At 61.9% G+C, this 12789-nt stretch carries 11 protein-coding genes; 9 read left to right on the forward strand and 2 right to left on the reverse strand.

All coding sequences use genetic code 11. The features are described from left to right. The first annotated feature begins 72 nt into the window (after positions 1 to 72). From hutI to hutU, 4 genes are read left to right on the forward strand one after another with little or no spacing between them, the layout of a single operon-like run. The gene (gene hutI / locus J3R80_RS16085) at positions 73 to 1284 is read left to right on the forward strand and encodes an imidazolonepropionase (protein ID WP_275394819.1); all 1212 of its coding nucleotides are present in this window, start codon (positions 73 to 75) and stop codon (positions 1282 to 1284) included. Continuing rightward, positions 1281 to 2819, forward strand: a complete 1539-nt coding sequence (gene hutH, locus J3R80_RS16090; RefSeq protein WP_275394820.1) for a histidine ammonia-lyase — start codon at positions 1281 to 1283, stop codon at positions 2817 to 2819. Before hutI ends, hutH begins: the two co-directional genes overlap by 4 nt. Then, positions 2816 to 3616, forward strand: a complete 801-nt coding sequence (hutG, locus tag J3R80_RS16095; RefSeq protein ID WP_275394821.1) for an N-formylglutamate deformylase — start codon at positions 2816 to 2818, stop codon at positions 3614 to 3616. Before hutH ends, hutG begins: the two co-directional genes overlap by 4 nt. Beyond that, a complete protein-coding gene (gene hutU / locus J3R80_RS16100) occupies positions 3613 to 5280 on the forward strand; it encodes a urocanate hydratase (RefSeq protein WP_275394822.1) in 1668 nt (555 codons plus the stop codon). Before hutG ends, hutU begins: the two co-directional genes overlap by 4 nt. A gap of 67 nt (positions 5281 to 5347) precedes the next feature. Here hutU and J3R80_RS16105 read toward each other — a convergent pair whose 3' ends face one another. Both J3R80_RS16105 and J3R80_RS16110 read right to left on the reverse strand, forming a co-directional pair. Then, positions 5348 to 6037, reverse strand: coding sequence for a GntR family transcriptional regulator (locus J3R80_RS16105; RefSeq protein ID WP_275394823.1), 690 nt, complete (start codon positions 6035 to 6037; stop codon positions 5348 to 5350). 98 nt (positions 6038 to 6135) lie between these two features. Continuing rightward, a complete protein-coding gene (locus J3R80_RS16110) occupies positions 6136 to 7029 on the reverse strand; it encodes a LysR family transcriptional regulator (protein ID WP_275394824.1) in 894 nt (297 codons plus the stop codon). An 80-nt stretch (positions 7030 to 7109) separates the two neighbouring features. On the opposite strand from J3R80_RS16110, the gene J3R80_RS16115 reads away from it, so the two are divergent. The 5 genes from J3R80_RS16115 to J3R80_RS16135 all read left to right on the forward strand — a co-directional run bounded on the left by J3R80_RS16115 (position 7110) and on the right by J3R80_RS16135 (position 12744). Beyond that, the gene (locus J3R80_RS16115) at positions 7110 to 8288 is read left to right on the forward strand and encodes a CoA transferase (protein ID WP_275394825.1); all 1179 of its coding nucleotides are present in this window, start codon (positions 7110 to 7112) and stop codon (positions 8286 to 8288) included. Beyond that, positions 8285 to 9424, forward strand: a complete 1140-nt coding sequence (locus J3R80_RS16120; protein ID WP_275394826.1) for an acyl-CoA dehydrogenase family protein — start codon at positions 8285 to 8287, stop codon at positions 9422 to 9424. Before J3R80_RS16115 ends, J3R80_RS16120 begins: the two co-directional genes overlap by 4 nt. Positions 9425 to 9549: 125 nt before the next feature. Next, complete coding sequence (locus J3R80_RS16125; protein WP_275394827.1) at positions 9550 to 10635, forward strand: TRAP transporter substrate-binding protein; 1086 nt, start codon at positions 9550 to 9552, stop codon at positions 10633 to 10635. Between the two features lie 64 nt (positions 10636 to 10699). After that, entirely contained in the window at positions 10700 to 11194 is a 495-nt protein-coding gene (locus J3R80_RS16130) for a TRAP transporter small permease subunit (protein ID WP_275394828.1), read from the forward strand. After that, positions 11194 to 12744: a TRAP transporter large permease subunit gene (locus J3R80_RS16135; RefSeq protein WP_275394829.1), complete on the forward strand. Its 1551-nt coding sequence runs from the start codon at positions 11194 to 11196 to the stop codon at positions 12742 to 12744. The genes J3R80_RS16130 and J3R80_RS16135 overlap by 1 nt, the downstream gene beginning before the upstream one ends. The last annotated feature ends 45 nt before the right edge of the window (positions 12745 to 12789 follow it).

Here is a 12789-nt window from a genome sequence, read left to right on the forward strand (position 1 = left end):
ACTTTATGTATAGACATATTACACATTAAATTATACCAGAAAAGGCGAATCTTCGCGAAAAGGGCCGATCTTATGACCGCTATGCCTCAGCTTTTGACTGATCTGCACGCCGTTACGATGGCGAATAACGATGCGCCTTATGGGATGATCCGTGATGCTGCTATCGCTGTGCAGGATGGCCGGGTCGCTTGGGTTGGTCCGCAGGCGGATATGCCGACAGAATACACCGGGCTGGATCGGCGATCTCTGGGCGGGCGTGTCGTGACACCGGGGCTGATCGACTGTCATACCCATATCGTGCATGGCGGCGACCGTGCGGTCGAGTTCGAGATGCGGCTGAACGGGGCAAGCTATGAAGAGGTGGCGCGCGCGGGCGGCGGCATCGTGTCCACCGTCAAGGCGACCCGCGCCGCCAGTGAAGAGGAACTGTTGCAAACGGCGCTGCGCCGCGTTGACGTGCTGATTGCCGAAGGCGTGACGACCATCGAAATCAAGTCCGGCTATGGTCTGGATACCGAGACCGAATTGCGGATGCTGCGTGTTGCCCGCGCCATAGCCGATGAGCGACCGATCCGTGTCAGGACCACCTTTCTTGGTGCCCATGCCACGCCCGAAGAATATGCAGGCCGCGATGACGCCTATATTGACGAGCTGTGCATCCCCACCCTGCGCGCCGCCCATACCGACGGGCTTGTGGACGCAGTGGACGGGTTCTGTGAAGGCATCGCCTTTCAGCCCGACCAGATCGCGCGCGTCTTTGACGTGGCCCGCGAACTTGGCCTGCCGGTCAAGCTGCACGCCGAGCAGCTGTCCAACCTGGGAGGCGCGAAGCTGGCGGCAAGTTATGGCGCCCTGTCAGCCGACCATATCGAATACCTGGACGAAGACGGCGTGCGCGCGATGGCCGATGCGGGCACCGTGGGCGTGATCCTGCCCGGAGCATTTTATACGCTGCGCGAAACACAACAGCCCCCCCTTGATCTTCTGCGCAAGCATGGTGTGCCGGTTGCGCTGGCAACGGATCTGAACCCCGGCACCTCACCGCTGAACTCGATCCTGCTGACGATGAACATGGGTTGCACACTGTTTCGCATGACACCCGAAGAGGCACTGCGCGGCGTCACGCAACACGCTGCCACCGCGCTGGGGTTGACGGACCTTGGCACCATCGCGCCGGGGCAGTTGGCCGATCTGGCGGTCTGGGATATCGCCGAACCGGCCGAGCTGTCCTATCGCATCGGCTTCAATCCACTTCATTTGCGCATCACGGGAGATCTGACATGACCGCACTGACGCTGACCCCCGGGGCCACCACATTGGCCCAGCTTGAACAGGTATGGCGTGACGGGCTTGCCGTTCGGTTGGACCCGGCCTGCCACGACGGCATCCGCGCCGCACAGGGCCGCATCGCCGCTGCCGCCAATGGAACGGATGCGGTCTATGGCGTGAACACGGGGTTCGGCAAACTGGCCTCGGTCAAGATCGACCCGGCGGACACGGCCACCCTGCAACGCAACCTGATCCTGTCCCATTGCTGCGGCGTGGGTGACGCGATTCCGGAACCCCATGCGCGGCTGATGATGGCGTTGAAACTTCTGTCGCTGGGGCGCGGCGCGTCAGGTGTGCGGATGGAGCTGGTCGACCTGTTGGAGGCGATGCTGGCACGCGGTGTAACACCGGTGATCCCGGTGCAAGGCTCGGTCGGCGCGTCCGGCGACCTGGCCCCACTGGCACATATGGCGGCGGTTATGATCGGCGAGGCGCAGGCGACATATGAAGGCGAGGTTCTGCCCGGGGCCGAGGCGCTGGCCCGTGCGGGTCTGACCCCCATCGTGCTGAGCGCGAAAGAGGGGTTGGCCCTGATCAACGGCACGCAATTCACCACCGCCTATGCCCTGATCGGGCTGTTTGGCGCGTGGCGCGCAATGTGCTCGGCGCTGGTCACATCGGCCCTGTCGACCGACGCGATCATGGGATCGACCGCACCCTTGCAACCTGAAATTCACGCCCTGCGCGGTCACGCGGGTCAGATCGAAGCAGCGGCCACCATGCGCGCGCTGCTGGATGGATCGGTCATTCGTGAAAGCCATCGCGAGGGCGATACGCGCGTGCAGGATCCCTATTGCATCCGCTGTCAGCCACAGGTGACAGGCGCGGCGATGGACATGCTGCGCATGGCCGCCCGCACGTTGGAGGTCGAGGCGAACGCCGCCACCGACAATCCGCTGGTGTTAAGCGAGGCGGGGCTGATCGTGTCCGGTGGCAACTTCCACGCCGAACCCGTGGGCTTCGCCGCCGATATGATCGCGCTGGCGATTGCCGAGATTGGCGCGATTGCCCAACGGCGCATCGCCCTGATCGTCGACCCAGTGCTGAGCCACGATCTGCCGCCGTTCCTGACGCCAAATCCGGGCCTCAACTCGGGATATATGATCGCCGAAGTCACCACCGCCGCATTGATGAGCGAAAACAAGCATCTGGCAAACCCTTGCGTGACGGATTCAACGCCCACCTCGGCCAATCAGGAAGACCACGTCAGCATGGCCGCCCACGGGGCCGTGCGCCTGTCGCGGATGGTGGCCAATCTGGAGCGTATTCTGGGCGTAGAACTCCTCTGTGCCGCGCAGGGGGTGGAATTTCGCGCGCCGTTGGCGACAAGTGCGCCGCTGACCGCCGTGATTAAGGCGGTGCGCAATGAGGTCCAGACACTTGGCGACGACCGCTATCTTGCGCCCGATCTTGAACGCGCGGCGACATTGATCGCGTCGAATACCATTGTGGCGGCGACCGGAACCCACATGCCGGACCTGCGCCCATGACCCCTGTTGAGGTTCACCAAGGCGACAGCCCCATCGTGCTGGGCCTTCCCCATACGGGAACGTATGTTCCAGCCGACATTCAGGCGAAGCTGAACGCGCGGGGGCGGGGGCTGGACGATACCGACTGGCATATCCACACGCTCTATGACGGGGTGCTGCCCGGCGCGACCACGGTGCGCGCGACCTTCCACCGCTATGTGATTGACGCCAACCGCGATCCGTCAGGCCAGTCGCTCTATCCCGGTCAGAACACCACCGGGCTGGTGCCCCTGACTGATTTCGACGGGCAGGACATCTGGGATGTGTCGCCTACCGCAGACGAGGTCGAAGCGCGCCGCCAAGCCTTCCACGCGCCCTATCATGCCGCACTTGAGGCCGAGCTGATGAGGGTGCGCGACCGGCATGGCATCGCGATCCTGTATGATTGCCATTCCATCCGCTCGCATATCCCGTTCCTGTTCGACGGCACCCTGCCGGATTTCAACATCGGCACCAATCTGGGCACCACCTGTGCGCCGCAGATCGAGGCCGCCGTGCAAAGCCTGTGCCAGATGGCCGAGGGCTATTCCACCACCACCAACGGGCGCTTCAAGGGCGGCTGGACCACGCGCCATTATGGCCGCCCAGCCGAGGGGCTGCACGCGATCCAGATGGAGCTGGCGCAAAGCGCCTATCTGACGGACGAGGCCGCGCCCTGGACCTATGACAATGCAAAGGCCGCGCGGCTGCGCGGGCACTTGACCAACATTCTGACAACACTTGCCAATTTGGCACCTGACCTGAAAGGAACATCATGAGCGATCCGCGCAAGAACACCCGTGACGTTTATCCCGCAACCGGCACCGAGATCACCGCGAAAAGCTGGCTGACCGAGGCCCCGATGCGGATGCTGATGAACAACCTGCATCCCGACGTGGCGGAAAACCCGCACGAGCTGGTCGTCTATGGCGGCATCGGGCGTGCTGCCCGCACATGGGATGATTTCGACAAGATGGTCGCGTCCCTGCGCGATCTTGAGGATGACCAGACGTTGCTGGTGCAATCCGGCAAACCAGTGGGGGTCTTTCAAACCCACAAGGACGCGCCGCGTGTGTTGATCGCGAACTCGAACCTCGTGCCGCATTGGGCGACGTGGGATCATTTCAACGAGTTGGATAAGAAGGGTCTGGCGATGTATGGCCAGATGACCGCTGGCTCGTGGATCTATATCGGATCGCAGGGCATCGTGCAGGGCACTTATGAAACCTTTGTCGAAGCCGGGCGGCAGCATTATGACGGCGACCTGAAAGGCAAGTGGATCCTGACCGGCGGTCTGGGCGGCATGGGCGGGGCCCAGCCCCTTGCGGCGGTGATGGCCGGGGCCTGCTGCCTGGCGGTTGAATGCAACCCCGACAGCATAGATTTCCGCCTGCGCACCCGTTACGTGGACGAAAAGACCGACAGCCTGGACGAGGCGCTTGCGATGATTGACCGCTGGACCGCTGCTGGTGAAGCCAAGTCGGTCGCTCTGCTGGGCAACGCTGCCGATGTGTTCCCCGAACTGGTGAAACGTGGCATCCGCCCTGACATCGTCACCGACCAGACCAGCGCCCATGACCCGGTGAACGGCTATCTGCCGCAGGGCTGGACCATGGCCGAATGGCGCGAGAAGCGTGAAACCGACCCGAAAGCGGTCGAGAAAGCCGCGCGGGCGTCGATGAAGGTGCAGGTCAAGGCGATGGTCGACTTCCACGCCGCCGGTATTCCGACCGTCGATTACGGCAACAACATTCGCCAGATGGCGCTGGAAGAAGGGCTGGAGAACGCGTTTGATTTCCCCGGCTTCGTACCCGCCTATATCCGCCCGCTGTTCTGCCGTGGCATCGGTCCGTTCCGTTGGGCTGCACTTTCTGGTGACCCGGAAGACATCTACAAGACCGACGCCAAGGTGAAGGAGATCCTGGCCGAGGACAGCCACCTGCACAACTGGCTGGACATGGCCCGCGAACGGATCGAGTTCCAAGGTCTGCCCGCGCGGATCTGTTGGGTCGGTTTGGGCGTGCGCCACAAGCTGGGGCTAGCCTTCAACGAAATGGTCCGCAATGGCGAGCTGAAGGCGCCAATCGTGATTGGCCGCGACCATCTGGACTCGGGCTCGGTCGCATCGCCCAACCGCGAAACCGAGGCAATGATGGACGGCTCGGACGCCGTGTCCGACTGGCCGCTTCTGAACGCGCTTCTAAACACCGCGTCGGGCGCGACATGGGTGTCGCTGCACCATGGCGGCGGGGTCGGCATGGGCTTCAGCCAACACTCGGGCATGGTGATTTGCTGTGACGGGTCTGAGGACGCAGACCGCCGCATCGCGCGCGTGTTGTGGAATGACCCGGCCACCGGCGTCATGCGCCATGCCGACGCGGGCTATGAGATCGCCAAGGACTGCGCGCGCGAGAACGGTTTGAACCTGCCTGCCATTCTCTGACCCGAAGCGTTTGCCCAACCCAAAACGGCCCGTGCAGCTTGCCTGCGCGGGCCATTTGCATGGGGGCTTAGTATTGCATCGTCACCCGGTGACCCCGGCGATAGGTCAGTTGCACGAAGGTGATCGTGCGCCCTTCAAGCCATGTTGTGCGCTCGGTCTGAAACAGCGGGTCGCCTTCCGCGCAGCCCAGATACCCGGCAAGCGAGGTGTCCGCCGCAACCGCATGAAAACTGATCTGCGCATCGGTGAATGGCACGGTCGACACCAGCCATTCATTGGGTCCGGTATCGGTGAAATCGTGATCTTCGGCTTCGGGCAGGGCGCCAAGGTTGATCCAGCGATCTTCGTGCTGATAGGGCGCGCCATCTGCGTAATGCATGCAGATCAGGTGCAAAACCCGATCGTCCCGCTTCAACGCCATGCGCGCGCGCAGCCAATCAGGCGCGGGTTCGGCCTGACACCCCACCAAGGTATAACGATAAGCCGCACCCAGCTCGGCGATCTCTTGCCCGACAATGGGGATGTTCAGCCGCACTTGGCGGATCGGGTTTTGACGAACCCGTGTGCCCGCCTTACGACGTCGTTCAATAAAGCCGTCATCGGCCAGTTCACGCATTGCCCGATTGACAGTGGCCCGCGCACAGCCATAGCTTGCGGCCAGATCAACCTCGTTCGGCATAGGGCTGCCGGGGGCAAGTTCGCCTTGAGTGATCTGACGCAGGATGTCGGCTTTCACCTCGCGGTAGGTTATGGACATACTGTGCCTTTCGACCTTGCGGTATGGGTTAATCCCGGCGGATTGACTTCGAAAGATATAGATATAGACATAAGCCATAAAACTCCAGACATACTGTGTCAGGTGTCAAATGCGCGTACCACATAATCCTGAAAAGCGGCGACCAGCGGCGCGATGTGCGGGTGTGGCGCACGGGCCAGCGCAATGCGGTGGGGGACCAAGGGGTCCGACAACTCCAACCTTTTGACCGGTTTTCCGTCGCAGGCGGTATCTTGCGCAACGTCAGTGGCCAGAAGCCCGACGCCAATGTGATTGGCGACCATAGCGCGCAGCATCTCGACCGAGCCGGTTTCATGCGCGATACGAGGGCGGATACCGTTCATCTGGGCCAGCGTCAGGAAATAATCGCGACTGTGCGGCAGGTTCATCAGGATCAGCGGGTCGGTCAATAATTCGGCCATCGCGACGGTGCCGCGTCCGGCCAGCGGGTGCGCGCGCGCGACCAGACCATAAGGGCGGACATCAGCCAGCGGCGTGATCTCAAGCAACGAGGGTAGACCAAAATCATAGATCAGCGCCAAGTCAATCCGACCGTTTTCCAGCCAGCGCGTCAGTTGATCCAGATCGCCTTCGTGCAGCCTGATCCGTGCCTCGGGCGTGGTGCGCTGAAACCCGTTGATCAGGGCGGGCGCATAGCGTGGCCCAAGGGTCGAAAAGACGCCAAGTGACAACTTCTCGGCGCCGCTGTCCGTATGATCAAGCACCGATTGCGCCTGCGCCCGAAGGCTTCTCAGCGCGCCCAGCTTTTGCGCCCCGAACGCGGTGGGTGTGATGCCCTGCCCGGCGCTGCGCACGAAAAGCGGGCGGCCAAAGTGATCTTCGACCTTGGCAATCGCCAGCGAGACCGAGGGCTGTGAAACATTCAACACCCGCGCCGCCGCGGCGGTGCTGCCCGCTTCGGCGGCCGCGATGACATAGTCGATCTGCCGCAGGCTGATGGGTATAGCTTTCATTAATTAATCTATCAGCATTGTGTATTTTCTTTAATATCATAACCGCAGATATGCTCAACCGGTGAAAACCGGAGGATCATATGTCCACTCAGCCCCCCAACGCCCCATCCACGCAACCGCTCAGCGGGGTGCGCGTGCTTGATTTTACCCGCGTCCTGGCTGGCCCCTATTGCACCGCGATGATGGCCGATCTGGGCGCGGATGTGATCAAGGTCGAGGCCGCCCATGGCGACGATTATCGCCATATCGGCCCCTTCAAGGACGGGGAAAGCCTGTTGTTCCAAGCGATCAACCGGGGCAAACGGTCGATCGCGCTGGACCTGAAATCACCCGATGCGATTGCAACGGTGAAGGCATTGTTGGCAGAGTGTGACGTGCTGATCGAAAACTTCCGTCCCGGCGTGATGGCAAAATTGGGCCTGAGCTACGATGCGCTACGCAAGGAATTTCCCCATCTGGTTTACGTGTCTGTTTCGGGCTTCGGGCAGACCGGCCCGAACACGAAGCAACCCGCCTATGACATCATCGTGCAGGCAATGAGCGGACTGATGGACGCAACCGGCGAACCCGACGGCGCGCCCACGATGGTGGGCGAGGCGTTGGGCGACGTGGCGGGCGGCCTGTTTGCCGCATGGGGTACGATGGTTGCCTTGTTCGAACGGACCAAGACCGGGCAGGGGCGTCATGTGGATGTGGCGCTGTTTGACGGGCTGCTGTCGATGATGCCCATTCTGGCCTGCCGCACCTTGATGGGGGGCGAGGCCCCCGTGCGCACCGGCAACCGCCACCCGCTGTCCGCGCCCTTTGGCACCTATCCGGCCGCAGACGGGCATTTCGCACTGGCCGTCCTGAACGACCGATTGTTTGCGACATTCTGCGCGGTGATCGGACAGCCTGATCTGGTGCAGGACGCACGGTTTGCCAGCGATCCTTTGCGCCGCGAAAATGAACCTGCCTTGGCGGAATATATCGACGGGTGGGCGGGCGCTTTGCCGGTGGATCAGGTGGTGGACCACCTGTCTGCGGCGGGCATTCCGGCCTCCCCCATTCAATCGGTGGCCGAGGCTTGGGCCTCATCTCAGGCTGTGGAGCGCGGCTTGGCGTCCACGGTCACGCATCCCGATCTGGGCGTGTTGAACGTCCCCGAACAGCCCGTGCATTTCAACGGAGTCCCACGCGGCGGGCGCAAACCGGCCCCGGCCCTGAACGCGGATGCAGGCGACATTCTGAACAGTTCGAACAAGGAGCAAGGCGCATGACCACCTATCCCATGAGCGATGACGAACGCGCGCTGGTCGCGCAGATCGAGCGCTTCTCGACCGAGGTTCTGGCCCCGAAAGCGGCCCAGATCGACGAGGAATCCCTGTTCGCCACCGTCCATCTGGACGCGATGGCCGAATTGGGCCTCTTAGGCCTGAACCTGCCGGAAGAACACGGCGGCATCGGCCTGTCCGGCCCCGCGCTATATGCGGCGGTCGAGGCGATTGCGGGTGCCTGTGGCTCCACCGCCTCCATGTTGACCGCGCATTTCCTGGCGACGGATTCGCTGCTTCTGGGTGCGGATACCGATTTACAGGCGCGCATTCTGCCGGGTGCCGCGGCGGGCACGTCGCTGGGGGCCTTTGCCCTGACCGAACCGCAGGCCGGGTCGAACCCCGCCGACATGCGCACGACGGCCAAGCGCGAGGGCGACGGATATCGGATCAAGGGGTCCAAATGCTTCATTTCGAACGCGGGCGCGGCCGATTTCATGGTCGTTTATGCCAAGACCGACCCCGATGCCGGTGCGCGCGGTGTCAGCGCCTTTATCGTTGAACCGAAGAAGATCGACGGCGTGTCCGTCGCGCCGCATGAAAAGACCATGGGCCTGAGGGGTGGGCATGTGTTCGGCATCAGCTTTGATTGCTGGGTACCAGACGAAAACCGTCTGGGCGACGAAGGCACGGGCTTCCGCACCGCGATGAAGGTTCTGGACAATGGCCGGATCGAGGTCGCCGCGCAGGCAACGGGCATTGCAGATGCCGCGCTGAAGGCCGCGATTTCATACGCGAAGGAACGGCAGGTCAGCGGGCATGCGATCGCCGATTTTCAGGGGCTGCAATGGATGCTGGCCGACAGCGCCACCGAACTGGCTGCGGCGCGCGCCTTGGCGATGCAGGCGGCAACCCTGCGCGGCACCGGTGTGCGCTATTCCAGCGAATCTGCCTTTGCCAAGCTTTACGCCAGCGAAGCGGCGTGGCGGATTGCCGACCGGGCGCTGCAAATCCATGGCGGTTATGGCTATACCCGTGACTTCCCGTTGGAGCGTTATCTGCGCGATCTCAGGATTTTCCGCATCTATGAAGGGTCGTCCGAAATCCAGCGCACAATCATTGCGCGAGGATTGCTTGCTTGAACCGGTTTTCGCGCTGTAACGATTGACTCTATTATGTATTTACATAATAGCTTTATGCACGGATTTGACCGAAGGATGGTCGCAACCATCCCAAAGTCGCAACTGCCTGACTGGAGGAGAGGCGCATGCAAAGACGGACATTTTTGACCACGGGTGCCATCGGCACAGCAGCAACGGCACTGGCAACCCCCGCCATCGCGCAAGACAAGCGCCAGTGGAAGATGGTCACTGCGTGGCCCAAGAACCTGCCTGGGCCGGGCGTGGCCGCACAACAGTTGGCTGACCGGATCACCACCCTGTCCGGTGGCCGGATCGAGGTGAAACTGTTCCCCGCCGGTGAACTTGTGCCCGGTCGCGGCGTCTTTGACGCGGTCAGCGAAGGCACCGCCGAGCTGTATCACGCCGTTCCCGCCTATTGGGGCTCGAAATCCAAAGGTATCCTGTTGTTCGGCTCGCAACCTTTCGGCCTGCGCGCGGATGAACAAGTCGGCTGGATGATGCATGGCGGCGGGCAAGAGCTTTATGACGAGATGTATGGCCGCTTCGGCATCAAACCCTTCCTGTGCGGCAACTCTGGCCCGCAATGGGGCGGTTGGTTCCGTAACGAAGTGAACTCGGCAGAAGATCTGAAGGGCATGAAGTTCCGCACCACCGGGCTTGCGTCCGAAATGGCGGCAAAGATGGGCATGGCCGCCGAAGCGATGAGCGGCCCGGACATGTTCCAGGCCCTGCAAACCGGGGCTCTGGACGCGGGCGAGTTCATCGGCCCGTGGACCGACAGCGCGCTTGGTTATTACCAGGTGGCCAAGAATTACTATTGGCCCGGCGTGGGCGAGCCGTCCTCGGCCGAGGAATGCGGCGTCAACGCGGATGTCTATAACGAGCTGCCCGACGATCTCAAACTGGTGGTGAAAACGGCCTGTGACAGCCTGTATAATCAGGTCTGGGGCGAGTATTTCACCAAGCACGCCTTGGCGCTTCAGGCCATGGTTGCCGAACATGGTGTGCAGGTGAAAATGTTCCCCGAGGATGTCATCGTGGCCATGGGCAAAGCCGCTGGCGAGGTGATCGACGATCTGCGCAATGACGACGACGAATTGGTGAAACGGATCACCGAAAGCTTCGTGGCTTATCGCGACTCGGTTGGCAAATACATGGTTTATGCTGACAACGGGCAGATGAACGCGCGTAACCTCGTGATGGGTTACTAACAACTTGCAGACAGGGGCGCTGTGAAAACAGCGGCCCTGTCGCACCTTGTAACCGGAGCAGATGATGAAGCAACTGGCAGACGCCTTGGACAAGGTGAACCGGGGCGTGGCCTATGTGGTGCGCTGGCTGGCATTGGCGATGATGCTGGTGCAGTTCGGGATCGTCGTCGGGCGCTACGCTTTCGGTGTGAACTCAATCGCGGTGCAGGAAAGCGTTCTGTATATGCACGCCGCCCTGTTCATGCTGGCGGCGGGTTATACGCTTCTGGTCGACAAGCATGTGCGCGTCGATGTGTTCTATGCCAAGGCATCCGCTGAAACGCAGCGCCGGATCGACATTTTCGGTCATCTGTTCCTGCTGATGCCGTCGATGATCGCACTGATTTACTGGTCGTGGCCATCGGTGCGTAATTCCTGGGCAATCCTTGAAGGCCCGATCTCCGTGGGCGGGATCGAGGCGGTGTTCTTGCTGAAATCCCTGATTCCGGCCTTCTGCATCCTCGTGATGCTGCAATCCCTTGCCTTGTTGATCCGCCTTCTGGCTGTGAAAGAGACCTGATGATCGAATATCTCGACCTTATCATGTTCGCCGCCCTGATGGGTGCGATCCTTCTGGGGTTTCCCGTGTCGTTCAGCATTGCGGGCGTCGCCGTGATCTTTGCCTATCTGGGCTGGATGCTGGGGCAGATGGATATCACGCTGCTGGGCGCGTTGGGACAGCGGGTGTTTGGTGTTCTGACCAACCCGGTGCTGATCGCCATTCCGCTGTTCGTGCTGATGGGCGCGCTTTTGGAAAAAAGCCGCATCGCCGAGGGGCTTCTGGACACGATGGGCCGTCTGTTCGGACAGCTGCGCGGGGGTCTGGGTATATCGGTCGTGCTGGTTGGCACGTTGCTGGCGGCCTCGACCGGGATTGTCGGGGCGACCGTGGTGGCGATGGGGATGATTGCCCTGCCCACCATGCTGCGCGCAGGCTATGACGCGCGGGTGGCCTCGGGCATTGTTTGCACGGCGGGGACGTTGGGGCAGATTATTCCGCCTTCGACGCTTTTGATCATTCTGGCGGACGTGATGTCGACCTCGTTCCAACAGGCGCAGTATGAACAGGGCAAGTTCTCGGTCGAGGCGCTGTCCGTTGGACAATTCTTCGCCGCCGCCGTGATCCCAGGTCTGGTTCTGGTTTGCCTTTACCTGATCTATATCGTCGTGCGCGGGTGGGTGCGCCCACAAGACATGCCGCCCGCCCCGCTGGACATGGCCAAGCCGGACTGGCGCGAGGTTGTGGGGGCGGTGATCCCGCCCGTCCTGCTGATCGTGGCCGTGCTGGGCGCCATTCTGGGCGGAGTCGCCACCCCGACCGAGGCTGCATCGGTCGGCGCCGTCGGCGCGCTTCTCATGACCGGCTACCGCACCGGCACCGCCCCACGTGTGATCCTGTTGGGCACGGTTGCGCTGATTGCGTTGGGAGTATTGGCCGGGGCCTTCCCCGTCCGCTTCCAACGCAGCGACCTGACCTCTGGCGCTTATGCGCTTGGCCTTTTCTATGCCGGGTTGGCGGTGGTCGGTGGGCTGTCGGTGCTGCTGGCCCTGCGCGCCGCCTTGAAGAAACGTGTGGTGCAAGAGGCGGTCGGTTCGACCATGACGATGACGGCGATGATCTTTGCCACCATCATCGCGGCGGGCTTTTTCAGTCTTGTCTTCATCGGGTTGGGCGGGGAAGAGCGCGTGGCGGGCATTCTGGCCGAGATGCCGGGCGGCGCAAACGGCGCGCTGGTCTTCTGCATGGTGGTCATCTTCGTGCTGGGCTTCTTTCTGGATTTCGTCGAAATCTCGGTCATTGTTCTGCCCCTGATCACGCCGTCGCTGATCCTGCTGGGCCATGACCCGATCTGGCTGGGCGTGTTGATCGCGGTGAACCTACAAACCTCGTTCCTGACACCGCCTTTTGGTTTTTCGCTGTTCTATCTGCGCGGCGCTGCCCCGAAAGAGGTTTCGACCGAGCATATTTACGCGGGCGTATTGCCGTTCATCGGCCTTCAGATAGTGGGGATGGCATTGATCTGGCTGCTGCCAATGCTGGCAACGTGGTTGCCATCGGTCCTATTCTGATACTCATCGCTGCACGATGGCGCCGAATGCTGTGATCGCGTGCGG

Source organism: Aliiroseovarius sp. Z3 (assembly GCF_029105185.1).
GTDB lineage: Bacteria > Pseudomonadota > Alphaproteobacteria > Rhodobacterales > Rhodobacteraceae > Aliiroseovarius.

Excerpts from the sequence above, each read along its gene's own strand:
- J3R80_RS16110 (WP_275394824.1), bottom strand. The coding sequence starts at position 7,029 with ATGAAAGCTATACCCATCAGCCTGCGGCAGATCGACTATGTCATCGCG.
- J3R80_RS16125 (WP_275394827.1), top strand. The coding sequence starts at position 9,550 with ATGCAAAGACGGACATTTTTGACCACGGGTGCCATCGGCACAGCAGCA.
- hutU (WP_275394822.1), top strand. The coding sequence starts at position 3,613 with ATGAGCGATCCGCGCAAGAACACCCGTGACGTTTATCCCGCAACCGGC.
- J3R80_RS16105 (WP_275394823.1), bottom strand. The coding sequence starts at position 6,037 with ATGTCCATAACCTACCGCGAGGTGAAAGCCGACATCCTGCGTCAGATC.
- J3R80_RS16120 (WP_275394826.1), top strand. The coding sequence starts at position 8,285 with ATGACCACCTATCCCATGAGCGATGACGAACGCGCGCTGGTCGCGCAG.
- hutH (WP_275394820.1), top strand. The coding sequence starts at position 1,281 with ATGACCGCACTGACGCTGACCCCCGGGGCCACCACATTGGCCCAGCTT.
- J3R80_RS16115 (WP_275394825.1), top strand. The coding sequence starts at position 7,110 with ATGTCCACTCAGCCCCCCAACGCCCCATCCACGCAACCGCTCAGCGGG.
- hutI (WP_275394819.1), top strand. The coding sequence starts at position 73 with ATGACCGCTATGCCTCAGCTTTTGACTGATCTGCACGCCGTTACGATG.
- J3R80_RS16130 (WP_275394828.1), top strand. The coding sequence starts at position 10,700 with ATGAAGCAACTGGCAGACGCCTTGGACAAGGTGAACCGGGGCGTGGCC.
- hutG (WP_275394821.1), top strand. The coding sequence starts at position 2,816 with ATGACCCCTGTTGAGGTTCACCAAGGCGACAGCCCCATCGTGCTGGGC.
- J3R80_RS16135 (WP_275394829.1), top strand. The coding sequence starts at position 11,194 with ATGATCGAATATCTCGACCTTATCATGTTCGCCGCCCTGATGGGTGCG.